Below are 22163 nucleotides of genomic sequence, written 5' to 3'. Positions count from 1 at the left end.
TTCAGATTCGCTTAAGACAAAGGGGCTATCCTCCGCTCCGTTTTGAATATCGAGCACGAGGTACCGTGATGAGTCTCAAGAACGCAACTTCCCGCTACGGGAACCTATCTATCGCCCTGCACTGGCTGATGCTGGTACTGATCGCAACCGTCTATGCCTGCATCGAACTGAAGGGCAACTTTCCCAAGGGCAGCGAAACCCGCGAACTACTCAAGCAGTGGCACTTCATGCTCGGCATGGCGGTGTTCTTCCTGGTCTGGCTGCGCCTGATCGGGCGGATGATTTCCCCCGCGCCAGCCATTCAACCCGCGCCGACGAGCTGGCAGAACGCCCTCGCCAAACTGATGCACCTGGCACTCTATGCCCTGATGATCGGCGCGCCCCTGGCCGGTTGGCTGATCCTCAGCGCAGCGGGCAAGCCCACTCCCTTCTTCGGCCTTGAACTGCCGGCACTGATCGGCCCGAACAAGGAGCTGGCCGGGCAGATCAAGGAACTCCACGAACTGGCGGGCACTGCCGGCTACTGGCTGATCGGCCTGCACGCGGTGGCGGCGCTGTTCCACCACTATGTGAGCCGGGATAACACCCTGGTGCGGATGCTGCCGCGCAAGGGCTGATCGCCACATGCCTCAGGGTGCGCCGCGTGGCGCACCCGACTCTCCAATCCCCGCCTTCAAATCTCCACCTGCGTCCCCAACTCGATCACCCGGTTCAGCGGCAGATTGAAGTACCTCAAGTTACTGTTGGCGTTCTTCAGCAAGAAGGCGAACAAGGCCTCGCGCCAGCGCGCCATGCCGATGCGTTTGGTGGGGATCACCGTTTCCCGGCTGAGAAACCAGGTGGTGCTCATCGGGCTGAAATCCAGCTCGTTGAGGTGACAGAGCCTCAGCGCCGCTGGCACGTCCGGTTCTTCGATAAAGCCGAAGTGCAGGATCACCCGGAAGAATCCATCGCCATAGGCGTCTACCTCGAAACGCCGGTCTGCCGCCACCCGTGGCGTGTCCTCGCTCACCACGGTCAGCAGCACCACCTGCTCGTGCAGTACCTGGTTATGCAACAGATTGTGCAGCAAGGCATGGGGCACCGCGTCTGTCCGCGCGGTGAGGAACACGGCGGTGCCCTGCACCCGATGCGGAGGCTGTGAACGGATACTGCTGATGAACAGTGGCAACGGTAGCGCGGTTTCGTCCAGGCGCTCGACCACGATCTGCTTGCCACGTTTCCAGGTAGTCATCAGGGTGAACAGCGCGACGCCGGCGATCACCGGGAAGGCCCCTCCCTGGAAAATCTTTGGCACGTTGGCCGCGAAGAACAGGCTGTCGACGAAGAGGAAGCCCAACAGTACGGGCACGGCCAGCCACCACGGAGTTTTCCACAGCAGCAGCATCACCACGGCCACCAGCAGGGTGGTGATCAGCATGGTGCCGGTTACCGCCACGCCGTAGGCCGAGGCCAGCGCCCCTGACGACTCGAAGCCCAGCACCAGCAACACCACGCCCACCATGAGCGCCCAGTTCACCGCACCGATGTAGATTTGCCCCTGCTCCTGCTGCGAGGTGTGCTGGACGAACATGCGCGGTATGTAACCGAGTTGCATAGCCTGATGCGTCAGGGAGAAGGCCCCGGAAATCACTGCCTGGGAGGCGATCACGGTGGCCAGGGTGGCCAGCCCGACCATGGGCAGCAGCGCCCAGCCCGGCGCCAACAGATAGAAAGGGTTACGGGCTGCGGCAGGGTCGGCAAGGATTATCGCCCCCTGACCGAAGTAGTTCAGCACCAGCCCCGGCAACACCAGGAAGAACCAGGCGCGGGCGATGGGCTTGCGGCCAAAGTGGCCCATGTCGGCATAGAGTGCTTCGGCACCGGTCAGGGCCAGCACCACGGCCCCGAGGATGGCGACGCCGATGCCCGGGTGGATAACGAAAAAATGTACGCACCACCAGGGATTGAGCGCTTTCAGCACTTCCGGCTGCTGGGCGATGCCATAGATGCCTAGGGCACCGAGCACACTGAACCAGAGCACCATGATCGGCCCGAAGAGGGTACCAATCCGCGCGGTGCCGTGCTTCTGGATCAGAAACAGGCCCACCAGCACGATCAGCGACAAGGGCACGACCCACTGCTCCAGGCCATCGAACGCGATTTCCAGCCCCTCGATGGCAGAAAGCACCGAGATCGCCGGGGTAATCATGCTGTCGCCATAGAACAGCGCGGTCCCGCACAAGCCGAGCAACAACACGGCTGCCTTCAATCGGGGATACGACCTGGCGGCGCGCTGGGCCAGGGCCGTCAGGGCCATGGCGCCGCCTTCCCCGTCGTTGTCCGCGCGCAGGATGAACAGCACGTACTTGATCGACACCACCCAGATCAGCGACCAGAAGATCAGCGAAAGCACGCCCAGAACCCCATCGTGATTGATCTGGACGCCGTACTGGGCGGAGAAGACTTCCTTGAGGGTGTACAACGGGCTGGTGCCGATATCGCCGTAGACCACACCGGCAGCGGCCACCAGCAAACCGAGCCCTGAAGCCGTATGTCCGGCATGCTGCTCGGCGGGTTGCGTGATGCTTTCGCTCATCTGAACCTTCCTGCTGATGACAGTTGAAGCGCATCGTTGGGGCAGCTCATCCGGCGAACATGGGCGTCCCGCCCCGCCTATGCCGGCTTCCCAAAGGCTAGCTGCGAAATGACGACACGTAAGGGTAGAAATGACCGACGCCTGCCGCTAGAATTGCGCACTTTTTGATCAGAGGCGCCCTCCCGAGCGCCCATTGAGGTTAGCCGCACATGTCCACCGCTACTCCCAAAGTCGGATTCGTCAGCCTGGGTTGCCCGAAGGCCACCGTCGATTCCGAGCGCATCCTCACCCAGCTGCGCATGGAAGGCTACGAGATCGTACCGACCTACCAGGATGCCGACGTAGTGGTGGTGAACACCTGCGGGTTCATCGACAGCGCCAAGGCCGAGTCCCTGGATGCCATTGGTGAAGCCATCGCCGAAAACGGCAAGGTGATCGTCACCGGCTGCATGGGCGTATCCGAAGACTCCATCCGTGACGTGCACCCGAGCGTGCTGGCCGTCACCGGCCCACAGCAGTACGAGCAAGTGGTCAGCGCCGTGCACGAAGTGGTGCCGCCGAAGGCCGACCACGACCCCTTCGTCGACCTGGTGCCGCCGCAAGGCATCAAGCTGACCCCGCGCCACTACGCCTACCTGAAGATTTCCGAAGGCTGCAACCACAGCTGCAGCTTCTGCATCATCCCGTCCATGCGCGGCAAACTGGTCAGCCGCCCGGTGGGTGATGTGCTCTCCGAAGCCGAACGCCTGGTCAAGGCCGGCGTCAAGGAGCTGCTGGTGATCTCCCAGGACACCAGCGCCTACGGTGTCGACCTCAAGTACAAGCTCGACTTCTGGAACGGCCAGCCGGTCAAGACCCGCATGCTGGAACTCTGCGAGGCCCTCTCCGCCATGGGCGTTTGGGTGCGCCTGCATTACGTCTACCCGTACCCCAACGTGGACGACGTGATCCCGCTCATGGCCGAAGGCAAGCTGCTGCCTTACCTGGACATCCCCTTCCAGCACGCCAGCCCGAAAGTGCTCAAGTCCATGAAGCGCCCGGCGTTCGAGGACAAGACCCTGGCGCGCATCAAGAAATGGCGCGAGATCTGCCCGGACCTGACCATCCGCTCCACCTTCATCGTCGGCTTCCCCGGCGAAACCGAGGAAGACTTCCAGTACCTGCTGGACTGGCTGACCGAAGCCCAACTGGACCGCGTCGGCTGCTTCCAGTACTCCCCGGTGGACGGCGCCCCGGCCAATGACCTGGGCCTGGAGCCGGTGCCGGACGACATCAAGCAGGACCGCTGGGAGCGCTTCATGGCGCATCAGCAAGCCATTTCCACCGCCCGCCTGCAGCTGAAGATCGGCCGCGAAATGGACGTGCTGATCGACGAAGTCGACGACGAAGGTGCCGTGGCCCGTTCCTGGGCGGACGCACCGGAAATCGACGGCAGCGTGTTCATCGAGTCCACCAGCGTGAAGCCGGGCGACAAGGTGCGCGTGCGCATCGTCGATGCCGACGAATACGACATGTGGGCCGAGCTGGTCTGATGTGATGCTGTGTTGATTGAGCCCCGCTGATGCGGGGCTTTTTCTTTGCGGTACTGATTCGTCTAGCGGAACATAGAACCCGAATCGAGTCGCAGGATGTGGCGAGCGGCGTTCCGCGGGAGCGCAGCGCTACCCATCACCGGAACCTGACCATGCTCAAGGTCTTCTACGACGGCGCCTGCCCCCGCTGCATGGCCGACCGCCGCTGGTACGAATCCTTGCCCCGTGCCGCCGAAGGCGTGGAGTGGATCGACATCACCGGTCGCGACGCCGAACTACGCGCGCTCGGCATCGACCCTTACCTCGCCCTGACCGAACTACACGTCCAGGATGAAACCGGCCGCATCCACCGCGAACTCGACGCCTACATTCTCCTGCTCACCCGCGTGCCGAGGCTGGCACCGCTCGCCTGGCTGCTCGGCCTGCCGGTCGTCAAACCGCTTCTGTCGCTCGTCTACCGCCGCTGGGTGCTTCGTCGCTTGCGCCGAGACGGCAGGCTCTAGGGGCAGCGTCTAGACTCGCTCCATCCACGGCCCAAGCGGAACCACAACAATGACCAGCCAGAACCGCCAGGTAACCCTCTACCACTGCCCCTACACCCGTTCCACCGGTGCCCTGACCCTGCTCGAAGAACTCGGCGCCGACTTCACGCTCCACGTGATGAACATGAAGACCGGGGAGCAGCGCAAGCCGGAATTCCTCGCGATCAACCCCATGGGCAAGGTACCCACCCTCACCCACGGTGATGCAGTGGTCACGGAGCAAGTCTCGGTCTACCTCTACCTCGCCGACCTCTACCCGGAGGCCAAGCTTGCCCCGCCCCTGGGCGACCCGCTGCGCGGGCCCTACCTGCGCTGGATGGTGTTCTACGGGTCCTGCTTCGAACCGGCGGTGGTGGACCGGGTGCAGAAGCGTGAGCCGATTCCCGAGGCACGCTCGCCCTACGGCGACTTCGACAGCGTGATGAAGACCCTGATCAGCCAGATGAAAGACGGGCCCTGGCTGCTCGGCGAGCAGTTCACCGCTGCCGACGTGCTCTGGGGCAGCGCGCTGAACTGGACCACCCAGTTCGGGTTGATCCCGGAGGTGCCGGCGATCAAGGACTACATCGCCCGTTTCGTCGAACGCCCCGCCTACCAGCGCGCCCTGGCCAAGGACGCCGAGCTGGCCGCCGCCCAGGCTGCACCGGCCTGAAATGCCGCTGTATTCCGCGTCTCGATAATGCCACCGCCCCGGCATCGCCGGGGCTAGGGTATGGGCCTCTTCAGATCATCGTCGAGGCATCCTCATGCATTCCTATTTCAGCCTACAGGGCCGTACCGCCCTGGTTACTGGTGGTACCCGCGGCATTGGGCGGATGATCGCCCAGGGCCTCCTCGAAGCCGGCGCGCGCGTTTTCATCTGCGCCCGCGATGCCGAGGCCTGCCACGAGACCGCCTCCGAGCTTTCCGCTTTTGGCGAATGCCACGCCCTCGTCGCCGACCTCTCCAGCGAGGACGGCGCAAAAGCCCTTGCCGCAGCGCTGGAGCAACGCATCGAACAACTGGACATCCTGGTGAACAACGCCGGCACCACCTGGGGCGCCCCCCTGGAGAGCTACCCGGTGAAGGGCTGGGAGAAAGTCATGCAGCTCAACGTGACCTCGGTGTTCAGCTGCATCCAGCAATTGCTGCCGTTGCTGCGCAAAGCCGGTAACGACGCCAGCCCAGCGCGGGTGATCAATATCGGATCAGTGGCCGGCATCACCTCCCACGGCGAGGACGCCTACGCCTATGGCCCGAGCAAGGCCGCGCTGCATCAACTGTCGCGGATGCTGGCGCGGGAACTGGTGGCCGAACACATCAACGTCAATGTGATCGCTCCCGGGCGCTTCCCCAGCAAAATGACCCGCTTCATCGCCAACGATCCCGACGCCATGGCGCGCGACACCGCCCTGATCCCAATGAAGCGCTGGGGCCGGGGCGAGGAAATGGCGGCGCTGGCCATCAGCCTGGCGAGCACGGCGGGAGCCTACATGACCGGCAACATCATCCCCATCGACGGTGGTTTCCACCTGTAACGCATCGCTTGCGCGGCGCATGGGCCGGCGCTAGGGTAGCCGCGCTATCCACCGGACTTCGCCCATGCGTCTCGCTTTCCTTACACTTCTGTTCGCTCTCGCAGCCTCAAGCCATGCCGCGCCGGCTCCATTCTTCATCTGGCAAAGCAAGCTGGACGGTGCGTTGACCTGTGCCCAGACCACCCCTGGCGAAGGCTGGCTGCGCCTTGGCGGGCCGTTCCGTGATGCCGGCTGCCGCGTGCCCTACTGATATGCAGCACAGCGTTTCGCCCGTCGGCTACGTCCGCTCCTGTTTCAAGGAGAAGTTCGCCATCCCCCGTCAGCCGCACCTGGCGCCCGCCGCCCGTGGCGTGCTGGAGCTGGTACCGCCCTTCGACACCGGCGATGCCGTGGCGGGGCTGGAACAGGTCAGCCATGTCTGGCTGCTGTTCCTCTTCCACCAGGCCCTTGAAGACAAGCCACGGCTGAAGGTGCGTCCGCCGCGCCTGGGCGGCAACCAGTCCATTGGCGTGTTCGCCAGCCGCTCCACCCACCGCCCCAACGGCATTGGCCAGTCGGTGGTGAAGCTGGAGAACGTGGAAGCCGGTCGTCTCTGGTTGTCCGGCATCGATCTGCTGGACGGCACCCCGGTCATCGATATCAAACCCTACGTGCCCTACGCCGACCGCCAGGACGGTGCGCTGAACGCCATCGCCGACGCGGCGCCCGAGCTGATTCCCGTGGAATGGGAGCCCACAGCCCTGATCCAGGCTCGCGAGCATGGTCAGCGCCTGGGCGAACCCCTGGCAGAGCTGGTGGAACAGTGCCTGGCCCAGGACCCTCGCCCGGCCTACCAGAAGCCCGAACCCGAACGCCGCTACGGCGCTCGCCTGTGGGATGTGGACGTGCGCTGGCACTATCCCGAACCGGGGCGGATTCGCGTGCTGGAGATTGCGCGGGGCTGAACCGCCACGCGCTTGCCAAGGGTGGGTCACGCTTCATCAACCCACCATTCGTGCTCGCCCTGACGACGACGGTGGACAGACAAGCGCTGTCCACCCTGCGGCTGGGCATCGCTACCGCTAGCGGGAGGCGTTGAGCGCCAGGCTATCGGCCTCGATGGCGTCCTGTTCGAGGATCAGAGGTTCCACCAGCGGTCGGCTGGCGAGGAAGTGCGCGGTCTGCATATGGGCCTCGAACGCAGCTTCGTCGGTGTAGACCTCATACAGCCAGATGAGATCGGGATCGCTGCGATCCAGCAGCACATCGAAAACCAGGCAACCCGGTTCGTCACGCACCGAAGCGGCGGCGTTGACGCGCATGGCGTCCATGAAGGCGTCCAGGCTACCGGGGCGCAAGCGGGTCTTGAGAAGAAGGCAGTACACGTTGAACTCCGTTTTGTCTTATATTTCTCACAAATTGTATACAAAAATGGAGTCCCAGATATGCCCAGCCGTCCAGGCCGCCTCAACGGCCTTCGCCACATCGCTATCGTCGTGCCCAACCTGGAGGAGTGCGAACGCTTCTACGTGGATGTGCTGGGCATGGAAGTCCTCAACCGCGCCAACGAAGACCTGGTCTACCTCACCTGCGGCAACGACAACCTGTCCCTTGGTCGCGCCTTTGCACCCAGTAGCGGTGCGCAGGCGGTGGATCACTACGGATTCGTAGTCGACAGCCTCGAAGAGCTGGACGCCTGGTACCAGTACCTCAAGGCCCGGGGCGTGACCATGCTCGACCGCCCTTTCGCCCATGGCGACGGCGCCCACAGCTTCCACGTGCTGGACCCGGCCGGGAACAAGATCCAGCCGATCTACCACCCGGCGATCTCCGGTCAACGCTTCAGCTCCCCGGTCTGACGCCCCCGGAAATGACAAAGCCCGCCATTTCAGGCGGGCTTTGTTGTTAAACAGCTGGCGATTACTTCTCGACGAAGGCGCGCTCGATCAGGTAGTCACCCGGCTCACGCATACGCGGGGAGATCTTCAGGCCGAAGCTGTCGAGCACTTCGCTGGTCTCGTCGAGCATGCTCGGGCTACCGCAGATCATGGCGCGGTCGTCCTGCGGATTGATCGGCGGAAGACCAATGTCTTCGAACAGCTTGCCGCTGCGCATCAGGTCGGTCAGGCGGCCCTGGTTCTCGAACGGCTCACGGGTCACGGTGGGGTAGTAAATCAGCTTGTCCTTGACCGCTTCACCGAAGAACTCGTTCTGCGGCAGGTGCTCAGTGATGAACTCGCGGTAAGCGACTTCGTTCACGTAGCGAACGCCGTGGACCAGGATGATCTTTTCGAAGCGTTCATAGGTTTCCGGGTCCTGGATCACGCTCATGAACGGTGCCAGGCCAGTGCCGGTGCTCAGCAGGTAGAGGTGCTTGCCGGGGTTAAGGTCATCGAGGACCAGGGTGCCGGTGGGCTTCTTGCTGATGATGATCTCGTCGCCTTCCTTCAGGTGCTGCAGCTGGGAGGTCAGCGGACCGTCCGGCACCTTGATGCTGAAGAACTCGAGGTGCTCTTCCCAGTTCGGGCTGGCGATGGAATAAGCGCGCATCAGCGGGCGGCCGCCGGGTTGCTGCAGGCCGATCATGACGAACTGGCCGTTTTCGAAGCGCAGACCCGGGTCGCGAGTGCACTTGAAGCTGAACAGCGTGTCGTTCCAGTGATGAACGCTGAGAATGCGCTCGGAGTTCATGTTGCTCATTTACGGGGCTCCGAAGATTTGGAAGTCGCCAGCGCCACTCAGGTCAGGGGGCGCAATTGCGCGACATTGTAATGACCGCCACAATATCTGTTAACTGAATTATCAAGATATAGGTTATCGGTTATATAGATATGCGATTTACCCTCCGTCAGCTCCAGGTATTCGTCGCCGTTGCCCAGCAGGAAAGCGTTTCCCGTGCTGCCGAACAGCTGTCTCTGTCGCAATCGGCCACCAGCACCTCGCTAACCGAACTTGAGCGCCAATCCGGGTGCCAACTGTTCGACCGCGCCGGCAAGCGCCTCAGCCTCAATGCCCTGGGCCGCCAATTGCTGCCTCAAGCCGTGGCGCTGATGGACCAGGCGCGTGAAATCGAGGATCTGCTCAACGGCAAGACCGGCTTTGGCTCCCTCGATGTCGGTGCCACGCTCACCGTGGGCAACTACCTCGCGACCCTGCTGATCGGCTCGTTCATGCAGCGTCATCCGGAATGCCAGGTCAGCCTGCATGTGCAGAACACGGCGAATATCGTCCAGCAGATCGCCCTCTATGAACTTGACCTGGGTCTAATCGAAGGCGATTGCCAGCACCCGAGTATCGAAGTCTTGCCTTGGGTAGAGGATGAACTGGTGGTGTTCTGTGCACCCCAGCACCCCCTGGCCGCCAAAGGCCAGGCAAGTCTGGAAGAATTGAGCCGCGAGGCGTGGATTCTCCGGGAAAAGGGTTCGGGCACCCGCCTGACGTTCGACCAGGCCATGCGCCACCACCCTACCCCGCTGAACATCCGTCTGGAGCTTGAACACACCGAGGCGATCAAGCGCGCAGTGGAGTCAGGCCTGGGCATCAGCTGCATTTCGCGGCTGGCGCTGCGCGACGCCTTCCGCCGTGGCAGCCTGGTCCCGGTTGAGACGCCGGGAATCGACCTGCGTCGGCAGTTCTACTTCATCTGGCACAAGCAGAAATTCCAGACGGCCGCCATGCGCGAATTCCTCGACCAGTGTCGTGCGCTGACTGCCGGAGTCAGCCGGAGCGACGAAATCGTGCTGCCGTCGATCGCCTGAGCACTTAGCCCAGCAGGATGGTTGCCCAGACTGCGGTAATCAGGGTTAGCGCGGTGAACTGTGCGGCGCTGCCCATGTCCTTGGCGTTCTTCGACAGCGGATGGTGATCAAGGGAGATACGGTCGATGGCCGCCTCCACCGCTGAGTTCAACAGCTCGACGATGAGCGCGAGCAGGCAGACGCCAATCATCAGCGCGCGTTCGCCACGGCTGACATCAAGGAAGAACGACAAGGGGATCAGCACCGCATTAAGCAGTACCAGTTGGCGAAAGGCGGCTTCGCCGGTGAAGGCAGCACGCAGGCCGTCGAGGGAATAGCCGGCGGCGTTGAGGATGCGTTTGAGGCCGGTCTGGCCTTTGAATGGCGACATAAAAAAAGGGGTCACTGAAAGGAGCGCGCAGCCTAGCGCAACGCGCTTCAAATTTGCATGAAAAGCCTGGTTTCAGGCCGTGGGAATAGATTCCATCTGTTGCAACAGCAGGGCTGCCTGGGTGCGGGTGCGCACGTTGAGCTTGCGGAAGATGGCGGTTACATGGGCCTTCACTGTGGCTTCCGACACGTGTAACTCATAGGCAATCTGCTTGTTCAGCAAGCCTTCACAGACCATGGTCAGCACGCGGAACTGCTGGGGTGTCAGGCTGGCGAGACCTTCGCTAGCGGCCTTGGCTTCGTCCGACAAGGCCTGGGCTTCCTCCACCTGCGGCGGCCACCAGGTGTCGCCATCGAGCACCGAACGGACGGCGCTCTGGATGACTTCCAGCGGGCTGGACTTGGGGATGAAACCGCTGGCACCGAATTCACGGGAGCGAGCGACTACCGATGCTTCCTCCTGGGCGGAGATCATTACCACCGGAATCTGCGGGTACTGACCGCGCAGCAGCACCAAACCGGAGAAGCCATAGGCACCCGGCATGTTCAGGTCGAGAAGGACCAGGTCCCAGTCGGCGCGCTCGGCCAGGCGAGCCTCGAGTTCGGCGATACTCGCCGCTTCCACCAGCCGCGCATCAGGCCCGAGGCCCAGCGTCAGGGCTTGCTGCAGCGCGCTGCGGAACAGCGGGTGGTCATCGGCGATGAGGATTTCGTATGAGGCCATGGGCATGTCCTTTTTGTAATGGGCCCAGACACGCCTCCCCGGGGTGTGGAGAGGCATTTCGGCACGACGGGATACGCTGGCCAGACCCGAAGCTTGATACGGGCGGGCCGTAAAGCGGCGCCCAGCATGCCGAGCCGGAACGGGGTGGTCAAGTCGAACGCTTTGCGGCAAAGTTCTCGGCTTTTCCCGTCGAGAACCACCATGCGAAGCCAAGCACTGCGCGCCGATATCCTGATGCTGATCACCGCGGCCATCTGGGGCGCAGCCTTCGTCGCCCAGCGCCTGGGCATGGATTCGATCGGCCCCTTCCTCTATACCGGACTGCGCTTCACCCTCGGCGCCCTCATCCTTCTCCCCCTGCTGCTGATTCTGCCCAAGCCCGCGGTAAAGCAACCGCTCAACCGCGGCATGCTGCTGGGCGGCCTGTTGATGGGCCTGGCCCTGTCGTTGGGGATCAACCTGCAGCAGGTGGGCCTGCTCTTCACCTCCGTCACAAACTCCGGCTTCATCACCGGCCTTTACGTCATCATAGTGCCGCTGCTGGGTCTGTTCCTCGGGCATCGCACCGGCCTGGGGACTTGGCTGGGTGCGTGCCTGGCGGTGTTGGGAATGTTCCTGCTCAGCGTCGGCGAAGGATTCCACGTTGCGTCCGGTGACTGGCTGCAGCTGGCCGGTGCCTGTGTCTGGGGCGTGCATGTACTATTGGTGGGGTTCTTCGCCAGCCGCTACGACCCGATCCGCCTGTCCATCCTGCAGTTCGCGGTCTGCGCAGTGGTCAGTCTGGTCCTGGCGGTCGTGTTCGAAGAGATCAAGGTCGACGCCATTCTCCAGGCCGGCCCCGCCATTCTTTATGGTGGCGTGATCGCCGTCGCCATCGGCTACACCCTGCAGGTGGTGGCGCAGCGTCATGCCATCGCCTCGCACGCCGCCATCATCCTCTCACTGGAAGCGGTGTTCGCAGCAATCGCAGGCGCGCTGATGCTGGATGAATCCCTGCATGCACGCGGCTATATCGGCTGCGCCCTGATGTTCGCCGGCATGCTGTTGGCCCAGCTCTGGCCGCAGAAACACCAGGCGCAGGCAGCCTCTGTCAAAGCCGAAGCCTGATCAGAGAAAGCTACTGAGCGCTTGGTGTGCCGGGCTCGCCTCGTCCAGGGGCAGGGCCCGCTTGGCCCCCAGGTAGCGTTCGGTGAACACATCCAGATAGGCATTCAACGCACCACCGGCTTGTTCGTCTCCCGCCAGCTCAAGGCAAAGCGCCCCTACTTCGGCCGTGCAGAGATGCTCGTCACGCTTCGAGCGACGCAGGCGATAACGGGAAATCTGTTCCGGCGTCAGGCTGAGCACCGGAAAGCGATCCAGATAGGGGCTCTTGCGGAACATCTTGCGCGCTTCGGTCCACGTGGCGTCCAGCAGGATGAACAGCGGCCGCTTGCCCGCAGTCACATCCACCCGCTCGACCACCCGCTCGGGCTCCGCATACTCGCCTGGAAACACCAGGTAAGGCTGCCACTGCGGGTCTTCCAGCAAGGCGAGCAATGCCCCGTCCACCTCGGTGCGCGACCAACCGAACGCCCAGGTGTCAGGCACGAGATCCGCGATCAGCCAGCCGGTGTTACTCGGTTTCATAGGCTCGGAGTAGTACATCATCAGGCACACACCGGATCGTACCTGGACCTCGGGGCGCCAGGCGCAGAAGCAGTAGTCGAAGGCCACCCGGCACTCCGGGCAACGCGGCGAGCGCGATCCGCGGGCGACGAAGGGACGGGTGCTGCGCGCAAGGCATTCGGCGCGCAGGCGGAAAACGGCGTGAGTCATCGAAGCAGGTTCCAGTACAGCAGCTGGCCGCCCTGCGCAGGCCGGAAGGCGGCGGACGGGATCGGGATGGCAAGAAGGATTGCGCGATTCTACCAGAGTCGCCAGGAGCAGATTTTTCACGCGACAAGCGCTGGCTGCGAACGCACAATTGCCGCGCTGGTCAAACAGCTACCGTTTGTTAGGAGATCCACATGCTGCGCCTCACCGCCATCGCCCTCTGCGCGACCTTGCCTTTCTTTGCCCAAGCCACATCGCTCAAGGACTATGAGCTGAGCAACATGCTCGAGAAAGTCGCCAAGGAGAGCAGCGCCGGCACGCCCCGCGCAATCAACGAGGACATCCTCGACCAGGGCTACACGGTGGAAGGAAACGAGCTGGTGAATCACCTCAGCGTTCGCGAAGCCCATGCCGCCCAGATGCGCTCCAACCCTGATGCGGTGCGTGCCCAGTTGGGTGCCAGCGTCTGTCGCAACACCGGCTACCGCCAACTGCTCGCGCGCGGCGCCGGCCTGCGCTACGAGTTCAGCGAGTACAAGACCAATCGCCCGGTCACCACCGAACGCTTCACTGCACGGGATTGTGGCCTCAAGGCCAAGACCAACTGATCGCGACTGCGGCGAGATTCTCCGGGGAGTGCCGCCCCCTTCCGCCCGCCGAGCCAGGGACCGCACTCATTTCGACATGCGTCGGACACGTTGCATTGCGCATTCCGGTGGCGGCGAACTGGAAAAGATCCAGCGCCTGCCGCAAGCTGTAGTTGAGCGGCTCGACTAGGTCGCCCGGTTTCCGGCCATTCCAGCAGAGCAGCTCCGAGAAGTTGATGAGCAAGGAGATTGCTATGCCCTATGATCCGGACGATTACCTCTCCCGGCACTTCCAAACCAGCGGAATCGACCTGACGCAGAAGGTCGATGAGTTGATCAACCTCACCGTCCCCTGCGGCAGCCCCAACCTCGCGCTCTACCGCGAGATGCTGATTACCGTGGTGCGCATGGCCCAAGCCGACCGCAATCGCTGGGACGCCAAGATCATGCTGCAAACCCTGCGCGAGATGGAGCACGCCTTCAGCGCCCTGGAACAATTCAAGCGGCGTCGCAAAGTCACCGTATTCGGATCAGCGCGCACCCCCGAGGGCCATCCGATCTACACCCTGGCCCGACAGTTGGGGGCCGAACTGGCCAAGCGCGACCTGATGGTGATCACTGGCGCCGGCGGCGGCATCATGGCCGCAGCCCACGACGGCGCAGGCCTGGAAAATAGCCTCGGCCTGAACATCACCCTGCCCTTCGAGCAACATGCCAACACCACTGTGGGCGGCACCGAGCATCTACTGTCGTTCCACTTCTTCTTCGTGCGGAAGCTCTTCTTCGTCAAGGAAGCCGATGCGCTGGTGCTGTGTCCGGGTGGCTTCGGCACCCTGGATGAGGCACTGGAGGTGCTGACCCTGATCCAGACCGGCAAGAGCCCGGTGGTACCGGTTGTTCTGCTGGACGAGCCGGATGGCAGTTACTGGGAAGACGCCATTGGTTTCCTCCACGAGCAACTCGCACGTAACCGCTACATTCTGCCCAGCGACATGAATCTGATGCGTCTGGTGCGCAGCGCCGATGAGGCAGCGGCGGAGATCGCACAGTTCTACAGCAACTACCACTCCAGCCGCTGGCTGAAGAACTGCTTCGTAATTCGCATGAATCACCCACTCAACGAAAAGGCCCTGGGTCAGATTCAGGAGCAGTTCACCGACCTCTGCCTGGAAGGCGACTTCAACCAGCAGGCCAATTCGGAATCAGAGACGGACGAGCCGGAGCTCAACGAAATGATCCGCCTGGCATTCCGCTTCAACGGCCGTGACCATGGCCGCCTGCGGGAGCTCATCGACTTCATCAATCTTCCGCAACACTGGACCAGCAAGGCCTGAACCGTTACACGAACGCACAGTCATCCTGCAATCAGCCATGCGCATCCGCGCATGGCTCAAGGTTGTAGGTGTGAGATCTCAGTCGTCGGAGTTGCCGCGCAGGAGACGGCTGATCATCTCCATGGAATAGCCGCGATAGGCGAGAAAACGCCCCTGCTGGGCTCGCTCGCGGGCATCCACGGGCAGCCGATTGAACTTGCGACACCAGACGTCACGAAGCTGTTCGCTCCAATCGATATCGGCCTCGCGCAAGGCCTGGTCAATATCACCACGGGGAAGGCCGCGCTGGGCCAGTTCTTCGCGAATACGCTGCGGCCCATAGCCGCCACGGGCGCGGCTGGCGATGAAGCTTTCGAGGTAGCGGGATTCGGAGAGCAGACCCTCTTCCGTCAAACGGTCGAGGGCACCGTCGATCAACTCGGGAGGGGCGCCACGCTGACGCAACTTTCGCGTCAGCTCGACTCGCCCGTGTTCGCGCTGCGCCAACAGGTCCATGGCGGCCCGCCGCACCGCGGCGGGGCTGTCGAGAACAACGGGCATGGGAGGATCAGAGGTCTACGTCAGCCAGGTCATCGACCGAAGCGTTCGCTTTGTTACTGGCCGTAGAGTTGACCAGCAGCTTCTCGCGAATGATCTTCTCGATGGCATTGCTGACTTCCGGATTGTCTTCCAGATACTTGGCGGCATTGGCCTTGCCCTGACCAATCTTGTTGCCCTGGTAGCTGTACCAAGCACCGGACTTTTCCACCAGGCCCTGCTGCACGCCCAGGTCGATGATTTCGCCGGTACGGTAGATACCCTTGCCGTACATGATCTGGAACTCGGCCTGACGGAAAGGCGGGGCCACCTTGTTCTTCACGACCTTGACGCGGGTTTCGCTGCCCACCACTTCCTCGCCCTCTTTCACCGCGCCGGTACGGCGGATATCGAGGCGCACGGAGGCGTAGAACTTCAGGGCATTACCGCCGGTGGTGGTTTCGGGGTTGCCGAACATTACGCCGATTTTCATACGAATCTGGTTGATGAAGATGACCAGGCAGTTGGCGTTCTTGATGTTGCCGGTGATCTTGCGCAAAGCCTGGGACATCAGGCGAGCTTGCAGGCCGACGTGGGAATCGCCCATCTCACCTTCGATCTCAGCCTTCGGAACCAGGGCCGCCACGGAGTCGACAATAATCACGTCAACCGCGTTGGAGCGCACCAGCATGTCGGTGATTTCCAGGGCCTGTTCGCCGGTATCCGGCTGGGAAACCAGCAGGTCGTCTACATTCACACCGAGTTTGCCGGCGTAGTCAGGGTCCAGTGCGTGTTCGGCGTCGACGAAGGCGCAAGTGGCACCCATTTTCTGGGCTTCGGCGATGACAGAGAGAGTCAGCGTGGTCTTACCGGAGGATTCAGGACCATAGATTTCGACGATACGGCCTTTCGGCAGACCGCCGATGCCAAGCGCGATGTCCAGGCCCAGGGAGCCGGTGGAAATGGCCGGAATGGCCTGGCGATCATGGTCGCCCATGCGCATGACCGCGCCCTTGCCGAACTGCTTCTCGATCTGGCCCAGGGCAGCAGCCAAGGCGCGCTTCTTGTTCTCGTCCATTGAAGTCCTCACTAAAATCAAGAGGGCCTGGCGGCCACCAACAACTGTATAAGTAGACAGTATTATTCCATAGGGCAAGTCGCTCGCCTACCCCTGGGTGGCTTTTTCTCCTGCAGCTAGTCGGATCAATCCCTGGAGAGCCTCCACGACAGTCTGCCGGCGTACCGCTAGACGATCACCCGGGAACTGGCGGCGCACAGCCTCTACTGCACTTCCATTTCCCCAAGCGAGCCAAACAGTACCCACCGGCTTCTCCGGCGAGCCACCATCAGGCCCTGCAATCCCACTGACGGCGACGGCAAAACGTGCGCCGCTGCGCTGCTGGGCACCACGCACCATAGCCTCGACCACTTCACGACTGACCGCCCCCACCTGCGGGAACAACTCGGCCGGCACCGCCAATTGCGCGCTCTTCTGGTCATTCGAGTAAGTGACAAAGCCTGCCTCGAACCAGGCAGAACTGCCGGGAATGCGGGTAATCGCTTCGGCGATACCGCCGCCAGTACAGGACTCCGCGGTGCTCACCCGTTCATTGCGCACCTTCAATTCCTGGCCCAATCGGGCTGCCAGCTCGGTCAGCTCATCTTCGGTAACGGACATGTGCACTCCAGGGTTAAAGCGGGCCAGCGGGATACCGTACACTAGCGCCTTTTGCACGCAAGGCCAGCCCATGAGTCAGAGCGATCTCAGCGAACACACCCCGATTGTGTGGCAGTAGATCGTCGCAAATACGCTACGGCCTAGAGCCATCAGACGTTCATGAAATTTTTAGGCGATTCGGCTAGCAAGGCGATTGGCGTGGGTTGGCATAGTTTGGCGATTAAATTGCCCCATTTTTGCCCCACGCCCCGCCCCACTAAGCCGGCTGAATGACCTCTCGGAAGTGAACGCGATACCGGGTATCCTCCGCCCTCCACCCCAAAACTGACTGTGAACCTGTCAATCCCTACATCGCCCACCTGCCGAAAGCAGATATCGCTCCTTTTGTCTGCGCAGGCTAGAACATTCGAGATATCGGTTTTTTGGCGTCAGCCAGCTTGCATTCGCCTGATGGGAGGTTCTTTTCTGAAGAGACCTCCCCGTACAGCGAATTCTTGTTGTGAATCTTGTCTTCGGAAGTGGTCGTCCAACCATTCTCGGCAATGGTAATGTGGCGGCCATCCTGGAAATTCAGCGAGAAATTGCCGCGTCTGGGCCTTCCAAACCCTTCTACCGGGTAGTAGACGTTACTGTCGTTGCTAGAGACAACGTAGTACCGATTTGACCCATCCATAGATCCCCAGACCTCTACTCGGCTTCCAAGGTCGCTGCTACCAAGTGCAGGGATTTTGCATCGGTATATCAAGACACCCTCATCACCAGAGTCATTCTTGGTTACTGATTGCCCATCTCGGCCGGCGTTGACATATTTATCTAGCAGCCTTTGCTGGCAGTCTTTGGCTGCACCCAGTGTCGGCATGCTTACACATTCATTGAGTTCTTGTATGTATTGTTCCTTGTTGAATTCCTGTGCGCTCGAATGGTTAGCCATGAGCAAGCCGAGAGAAAGGGCGGAGAAGCCAATTAATTTATTCACTTGCGATTTTCCCCATATTTACTCACTAAAATAGACGCCATTATTCATCAGTTCGCTTCTAAGCGAGCAGTCGCCACCTGGCCGTCCGTCAAGCACATGGCAGTATGTGCCCCAGGTCATTTCCCTTTGCTCGCCATTGAGCAGCCCTTCATCTATTTCAAACACGCTGACCATGACGCGCGAGCTAAATTCGTTATTGGACTGTAAACAATTGGACCCTCTTTTTTTACAAGCGCGCAGCGCGGCCGCTATGGCTTCATCCTTGCTCCTAGCATTACAGGCGGCCCCTACATAGCGAGTGTTACCGCCGCCGTCTATAATTTCTAGCGTCCAATCGGCCTGCCACCCAATATTGCATTCAAGGACGTCCCCCATGGTTCTTCCGGAGCTTTTTTCCATCAAGGCTTTTGCTTCGCTTTTTGACTTGGCAAGTTCTCCATAGATGAGGCCGTCGGTTGATATGCCAACATAGTGATTATAAATTGTTGTTTTTTTCGAGCTAACCGCACCGCTGCTTGCTTTGGCTATTTCGGCGACGGGGGCTGGTTTCTTTTCTAACTTTTCGGTTTCTGCTTTTGTGAACAGCTTTCCCAGTCTGTTTTTTTCTGTGTAAGGGTAGTATGGCATTCCGCAAGTGGCTTTCCTGTTCGCCATGCTGCAGATGTTCGTCCATAGCAAGGTTTCAAGATCTCTTTTTCCTGTATAGACCCTTCTTACATTCATCATGGCCTTAACAGATTTCCCTTTTTCAATAACTCCAGTCGTGCGGGCACCTTCATTTTCGCATGTGCTTTTCCGGTCACCGCCTTCGAAGTCGGGTTGATCGATATAGCAGTACTGAACCTCTATTGGTACGCCGCAGTTATTGGCGATTACAACGTGGTCTGTAAAGTATTGAACTGCAGCGCATTCCTCCCCCTCGCCATCACCATGAGAATTCAAGAGAGAGGCCTCAAACCCTTGCGATAAACCATGGAATGAGATCGCAGCGATAGTCGCAGCTATACGCAAAGCTGTTTTCATGGCAGCCGCCCAAGCTTAGAGAGTGTTGGCAAAGTAAATGCTTAGCCGGTAATTAGTATTTATCCATTCGAGCAATAGACCATTTTGAAATTTTGTCTATAGCAACGAATAGGGTGCGAACCAACTAAGACACTAGAACAAACCGCCCAAATCGTCCGGTTTCCAGCTCATGACCACCAACTCTCCAGTGACCTCCGCCTGTCCCTGGCGCTGATTGGTGTTGCTATAGCGGATGTCTGTCCGCTCCAGGTGGAATCCTTCAAACACACTCCGAATATCCGGGTGGTCATTGATACTGACCATTACCTTCCCCTTACAGCGCCTCATGAAGTCCGCCATGCGCTCATAGTTCTCAAACGAGAAGTCCACCCCGTACCCCTCGGTCTGCCAGTACGGCGGGTCCATGTAGTGGAAGGTATGTGCTCGGTCGTAGCGCTCGGCGCACTCCAGCCAGGGCAGGTTCTCGACGTAGGTGCCCGACAGCCGCTGCCAGGCCGCGGAGAGGTTTTCCTCGATGCGCAGCAGGTTGATGGCCGGGCCGGTGGTGGCCGTGCCGAAGGTCTGCCCCGACACCTTGCCGCCGAAGGCATGGTGCTGCAGGTAGAAGAAGCGCGCAGCGCGCTGGATATCGGTGAGGGTCTCGGGGCGAGTCATCTTCTGCCATTCGAAGATCTGGCGGCTGGAAAGGGCCCACTTGAACTGGCGCACGAACTCCTCGAGGTGGTTCTGCACCACCCGGTAGAGGCAGACCAGGTCGCCGTTGATGTCGTTCAGCACCTCGGTGGGCGCCGGCATCGGGCGAAGGAAGAAGAGCGCCGCGCCGCCGGCAAACACCTCGACGTAGCACTCATGGGGCGGGAACAGCGGGATAAGGCGGTCGGCCAGGCGGCGCTTACCACCCATCCAGGGGACTATCGGATTGGTCATTTTGTGCAAGCCTTTACTGTATGAATATCCAGTTGTTAGACTCGCCGCGCTTCGTGCACGAGGCGGGGAGCCTTGGCTGGGCTTGCAGGTGTGGTCTGCGGGTTCAGCGACCGGCCCGGGTGCTGGAAACACCTGGGCTGGTCGCTTCTCTTGGTTTGACGTGAAGAGGCACTCGAAATGGCAAAGCGCCACTTGAGCATTAAGTCGTTGATTGTGGTGAAGGGCCGGGAGCACGACTGGACTCTAACCCCGGAAACCGCTGAGGACTTGGCCGCCTTTGCACTTCGGCTACTGGTGGACGAACTAGGCACTGAAGGCGCCCGACTATTCTTGCGCGAGAAGTTTTCGCAGTACCGACCCGACTTCCTTGGCATTGGCCGGGACCAGCGCAACGCGCGGAGATAACGGGCCGCTGCGCATCCGCCTACTCTCAACAGCCAGGAGGAACGACTATGTGCGGACGCTACGTCACTCCCTCAGATCGGGCCATCGAGGACTTCTGGCACATCGGCGCTCACGATTCGGGCCGATGGGTGCAGAGCTTCAATGCCGCCCCCACCACTCAAGTGCCCATGCTGCGCCAGAACGAACAGGGCGAGCTGGAACTGGTAGGCGCCCGGTGGGGCCTGATTCCCTTCTGGTGGAAGCAACCCAAACCGCCAGGGCTGACCTTCAACGCCCGCAGCGAAGAAGCTGCCGCGAAACCGATGTGGCGCCAGAGCCTGCGCACCCATCGCTGCCTGATGCCGGCCCTGGGCTGGTACGAATGGAACGAGCGCCAGCAGGTTCGCAGCCGATCTGGGCGGCAGGTCAATCAGCCTTACTACCACCACGCAGTGGAAGGCGGCATGCTGGCCATTGCCGGGATTTGGTCCACCTGGACTGGGCCGGAAGATCAGGATGTGGTGTCCTGCGCGCTGCTTACGAAGGAGGCCGCCGGCCCGGTCGCTACCATCCACCATCGGATGCCCGTGATTCTGGCACCAGAGCAGTTCGATCTCTGGTTGTCGCCCACCACAAGCGTCGAGCAGGTGCATGGCGCAATAGCGCTCAGCCGAGAGGACTTCTCGGCCTACCCAGTTTCCACTGACGTCGGCAACACCCGGAACGACTACCCAGAGCTGCTCACGCCCGTGGAAGTAATCCCCTAAGGCAACTGCGCTTCCTGTCGCCCGATGCAGTCCAGCACCTGACCGGCACAGCGCTGCAGCTCGCCCTCCAGCTCATCCACCGCCCGACGCCAATCCTCGTTGCTGCTCGGCGCTGGTCGCCCCGGCAGGCGACAGGGAACGAGCGGGCAGAACTGCCGGGCTTCGGTAGGCGGCGGGGTCGGCGGTTTCGGGGCGCTCGTACAGGCGACCAAGGGCAGCAGGCACAGCAGCGCGCAGATAGTCGTTGACGCTCTGGTCATGGGCTTTCAGTTCCTCGATGGCGACGGCCTGCGCCGTGGCGTTGCGGTCTACGGACTGACCCAGCAGCCGCATGCGGCGCTCCAGGTCGGTGATGGCTCCGATCTGTTCTTGCTGTCGCTCCAACACGCGCGCCTGCAGGGCAGTCAGCTCCTTCTCGCTGGCCAACGCGCCCTCTGCCTGATCGGCCCGCTGGGCCTGCAGCTCGATGCGGGGGCCGAGGCCCCACCACACCAAGCCAGCCCCGAAACCGACCAGAGCCAGCAGCCCCACGACAATGGCGAACACACGCGCCGAAGGCATCATGCCGACACCTCCACACCCAGCACCTTGCGTGCTCGCGCCCAGAGTTCACGACGTTCGACCAGGCCATTGGTGCCGCCGTTGATGATCCGGGTGATGCGCACGAACTCGCCGGCATCGGCCAGGGTGTTCAGCTCCTTGCTGAACCAGAACCATCCAGCGGACTGCACTGCCCAATCCGGTTCCTCCAGCAGCCATGGCTCCTTCAGCAGGCGGGCGTCGCCAAACAGCGCAATGCTGGACATCTGGTAGTTGTACCGGCCGGTGATCTGGATCAGGCCCCGCCCCCGGTAGAGCTGGCCATCACCGTCGGCCTCCGGGGTGTTGCCCAACCGCTCGGCTAACTTGCCGGTGTCGTACTTCGCCAGGTAGGCAGTGCCACCCAGCTCCCGCACATAGCGCAGATGCCCCGACTCGTGGCCGACCTGGGCGAGAAAGGCCGCCATGCGTTTGGGTGTGTTGATCGCCCAGCGCCGCACCGCGCCATTGATCGCGGGCGTGAACAGCGCCGCCCGCTGGCTGCCGGCGTTCGGCAGGATCTGGAGCAACTGCTCCTTGGTGATCTCCATGCGTCCTCCAGAAATGAAAAACCCCGG

27 protein-coding genes are annotated in these 22163 nt (G+C 61.5%); 13 read left to right on the top strand and 14 right to left on the bottom strand.

Annotation, left to right across the window (positions count from 1 at the left end):
• Window positions 1-68: 68 nt before the first annotated feature.
• Window positions 69-617, top strand: a complete 549-nt coding sequence (locus G559_RS0106900; protein ID WP_028627543.1) for a cytochrome b — start codon at window positions 69-71, stop codon at window positions 615-617.
• A 56-nt stretch (window positions 618-673) separates the two neighbouring features.
• Here the strand turns inward: G559_RS0106900 and G559_RS0106895 are convergent, their stop codons facing one another.
• The gene (locus G559_RS0106895; RefSeq protein WP_028627542.1) at window positions 674-2578 is read right to left on the bottom strand and encodes a potassium transporter Kup; all 1905 of its coding nucleotides are present in this window, start codon (window positions 2576-2578) and stop codon (window positions 674-676) included.
• A gap of 209 nt (window positions 2579-2787) precedes the next feature.
• Here G559_RS0106895 and rimO point away from each other — a divergent pair, with 209 nt between their 5' ends.
• The 6 genes from rimO to tsaA all read left to right on the top strand — a co-directional run bounded on the left by rimO (window position 2788) and on the right by tsaA (window position 7113).
• Window positions 2788-4110, top strand: a complete 1323-nt coding sequence (gene rimO, locus G559_RS0106890; protein WP_028627541.1) for a 30S ribosomal protein S12 methylthiotransferase RimO — start codon at window positions 2788-2790, stop codon at window positions 4108-4110.
• Window positions 4111-4208: 98 nt separating this feature from the next.
• The gene (locus G559_RS0106885; RefSeq protein WP_338053609.1) at window positions 4209-4613 is read left to right on the top strand and encodes a thiol-disulfide oxidoreductase DCC family protein; all 405 of its coding nucleotides are present in this window, start codon (window positions 4209-4211) and stop codon (window positions 4611-4613) included.
• A gap of 49 nt (window positions 4614-4662) precedes the next feature.
• A complete protein-coding gene (locus G559_RS0106880) occupies window positions 4663-5304 on the top strand; it encodes a glutathione S-transferase family protein (protein ID WP_028627539.1) in 642 nt (213 codons plus the stop codon).
• Window positions 5305-5398: 94 nt separating this feature from the next.
• Window positions 5399-6169, top strand: coding sequence for an SDR family oxidoreductase (locus tag G559_RS0106875; protein WP_028627538.1), 771 nt, complete (start codon window positions 5399-5401; stop codon window positions 6167-6169).
• A 64-nt stretch (window positions 6170-6233) separates the two neighbouring features.
• Entirely contained in the window at window positions 6234-6419 is a 186-nt protein-coding gene (locus tag G559_RS0106870; protein ID WP_028627537.1) for a hypothetical protein, read from the top strand.
• 1 nt (window position 6420) lies between these two features.
• Window positions 6421-7113, top strand: coding sequence for a tRNA (N6-threonylcarbamoyladenosine(37)-N6)-methyltransferase TrmO (gene tsaA, locus G559_RS0106865; RefSeq protein WP_028627536.1), 693 nt, complete (start codon window positions 6421-6423; stop codon window positions 7111-7113).
• A gap of 117 nt (window positions 7114-7230) precedes the next feature.
• On the opposite strand, the gene G559_RS0106860 is transcribed toward tsaA, so the two are convergent.
• On the bottom strand, window positions 7231-7533 hold the full coding sequence (locus G559_RS0106860; RefSeq protein WP_028627535.1) for a putative quinol monooxygenase: 303 nt from the start codon (window positions 7531-7533) through the stop codon (window positions 7231-7233).
• A 60-nt stretch (window positions 7534-7593) separates the two neighbouring features.
• Between G559_RS0106860 and G559_RS0106855 the strand changes: the two genes are divergently transcribed.
• Window positions 7594-8007: a VOC family protein gene (locus G559_RS0106855; RefSeq protein ID WP_028627534.1), complete on the top strand. Its 414-nt coding sequence runs from the start codon at window positions 7594-7596 to the stop codon at window positions 8005-8007.
• Window positions 8008-8068: 61 nt separating this feature from the next.
• Here G559_RS0106855 and fpr read toward each other — a convergent pair whose 3' ends face one another.
• Window positions 8069-8848 carry a ferredoxin-NADP reductase gene (gene fpr / locus G559_RS0106850; protein ID WP_028627533.1) on the bottom strand — a complete coding sequence of 260 codons (780 nt, stop codon included), beginning with the start codon at window positions 8846-8848 and terminating at the stop codon, window positions 8069-8071.
• A 131-nt stretch (window positions 8849-8979) separates the two neighbouring features.
• On the opposite strand from fpr, the gene G559_RS0106845 reads away from it, so the two are divergent.
• Window positions 8980-9906, top strand: a complete 927-nt coding sequence (locus G559_RS0106845; protein WP_028627532.1) for a LysR family transcriptional regulator — start codon at window positions 8980-8982, stop codon at window positions 9904-9906.
• Between the two features lie 4 nt (window positions 9907-9910).
• Here G559_RS0106845 and G559_RS0106840 read toward each other — a convergent pair whose 3' ends face one another.
• The gene (locus G559_RS0106840; RefSeq protein WP_028627531.1) at window positions 9911-10276 is read right to left on the bottom strand and encodes a diacylglycerol kinase; all 366 of its coding nucleotides are present in this window, start codon (window positions 10274-10276) and stop codon (window positions 9911-9913) included.
• Window positions 10277-10348: 72 nt separating this feature from the next.
• The gene (gene erdR, locus G559_RS0106835; RefSeq protein WP_028627530.1) at window positions 10349-10999 is read right to left on the bottom strand and encodes a response regulator transcription factor ErdR; all 651 of its coding nucleotides are present in this window, start codon (window positions 10997-10999) and stop codon (window positions 10349-10351) included.
• A gap of 126 nt (window positions 11000-11125) precedes the next feature.
• On the opposite strand from erdR, the gene G559_RS0106830 reads away from it, so the two are divergent.
• Entirely contained in the window at window positions 11126-12106 is a 981-nt protein-coding gene (locus G559_RS0106830) for a DMT family transporter (RefSeq protein ID WP_394296405.1), read from the top strand.
• Here G559_RS0106830 and G559_RS0106825 read toward each other — a convergent pair whose 3' ends face one another.
• Window positions 12107-12817, bottom strand: coding sequence for a tRNA-uridine aminocarboxypropyltransferase (locus G559_RS0106825; protein ID WP_028627528.1), 711 nt, complete (start codon window positions 12815-12817; stop codon window positions 12107-12109). It abuts the gene before it with no gap.
• A gap of 191 nt (window positions 12818-13008) precedes the next feature.
• Between G559_RS0106825 and G559_RS0106820 the strand changes: the two genes are divergently transcribed.
• Together G559_RS0106820 and G559_RS0106815 are read left to right on the top strand one after the other, a co-directional pair.
• Complete coding sequence (locus tag G559_RS0106820; RefSeq protein ID WP_028627527.1) at window positions 13009-13422, top strand: quorum-sensing-regulated virulence factor family protein; 414 nt, start codon at window positions 13009-13011, stop codon at window positions 13420-13422.
• Between the two features lie 233 nt (window positions 13423-13655).
• Window positions 13656-14735 carry an LOG family protein gene (locus G559_RS0106815; RefSeq protein WP_028627526.1) on the top strand — a complete coding sequence of 360 codons (1080 nt, stop codon included), beginning with the start codon at window positions 13656-13658 and terminating at the stop codon, window positions 14733-14735.
• A gap of 78 nt (window positions 14736-14813) precedes the next feature.
• Here the strand turns inward: G559_RS0106815 and recX are convergent, their stop codons facing one another.
• From recX to G559_RS0106795, 6 genes are all read right to left on the bottom strand, one after another.
• Window positions 14814-15275 (bottom strand): recombination regulator RecX, encoded by a 462-nt coding sequence (recX, locus tag G559_RS0106810; protein WP_028627525.1) that lies wholly within the window; start codon window positions 15273-15275, stop codon window positions 14814-14816.
• Window positions 15276-15282: 7 nt separating this feature from the next.
• The gene (gene recA / locus G559_RS0106805) at window positions 15283-16329 is read right to left on the bottom strand and encodes a recombinase RecA (RefSeq protein WP_028627524.1); all 1047 of its coding nucleotides are present in this window, start codon (window positions 16327-16329) and stop codon (window positions 15283-15285) included.
• Window positions 16330-16416: 87 nt separating this feature from the next.
• Window positions 16417-16929: a CinA family protein gene (locus G559_RS0106800; protein ID WP_028627523.1), complete on the bottom strand. Its 513-nt coding sequence runs from the start codon at window positions 16927-16929 to the stop codon at window positions 16417-16419.
• Window positions 16930-17326: 397 nt separating this feature from the next.
• On the bottom strand, window positions 17327-17905 hold the full coding sequence (locus tag G559_RS30265; RefSeq protein WP_155945682.1) for a hypothetical protein: 579 nt from the start codon (window positions 17903-17905) through the stop codon (window positions 17327-17329).
• An 18-nt stretch (window positions 17906-17923) separates the two neighbouring features.
• Window positions 17924-18928 (bottom strand): hypothetical protein, encoded by a 1005-nt coding sequence (locus G559_RS30260; RefSeq protein ID WP_155945681.1) that lies wholly within the window; start codon window positions 18926-18928, stop codon window positions 17924-17926.
• Window positions 18929-19060: 132 nt separating this feature from the next.
• Window positions 19061-19855 (bottom strand): DNA adenine methylase, encoded by a 795-nt coding sequence (locus tag G559_RS0106795; protein ID WP_028627522.1) that lies wholly within the window; start codon window positions 19853-19855, stop codon window positions 19061-19063.
• A gap of 452 nt (window positions 19856-20307) precedes the next feature.
• Between G559_RS0106795 and G559_RS0106785 the strand changes: the two genes are divergently transcribed.
• Window positions 20308-21006 carry an SOS response-associated peptidase gene (locus tag G559_RS0106785; RefSeq protein WP_028627521.1) on the top strand — a complete coding sequence of 233 codons (699 nt, stop codon included), beginning with the start codon at window positions 20308-20310 and terminating at the stop codon, window positions 21004-21006.
• Here the strand turns inward: G559_RS0106785 and lysC are convergent.
• Both lysC and G559_RS0106770 read right to left on the bottom strand, forming a co-directional pair.
• Entirely contained in the window at window positions 21003-21266 is a 264-nt protein-coding gene (lysC, locus tag G559_RS31220; RefSeq protein WP_394296404.1) for an Rz1-like lysis system protein LysC, read from the bottom strand. The genes G559_RS0106785 and lysC overlap by 4 nt on opposite strands.
• Window positions 21267-21566: 300 nt before the next feature.
• Window positions 21567-22136: a glycoside hydrolase family 19 protein gene (locus G559_RS0106770; RefSeq protein ID WP_028627520.1), complete on the bottom strand. Its 570-nt coding sequence runs from the start codon at window positions 22134-22136 to the stop codon at window positions 21567-21569.
• Window positions 22137-22163: the final 27 nt, after the last annotated feature.

Source organism: Metapseudomonas resinovorans DSM 21078, from assembly GCF_000423545.1.
GTDB classification, from domain to species: Bacteria; Pseudomonadota; Gammaproteobacteria; order Pseudomonadales; family Pseudomonadaceae; genus Metapseudomonas; species Metapseudomonas resinovorans.
Note: the sequence above shows the minus strand (reverse complement) of the source record. Positions and strands in the feature narration are given on the sequence as shown.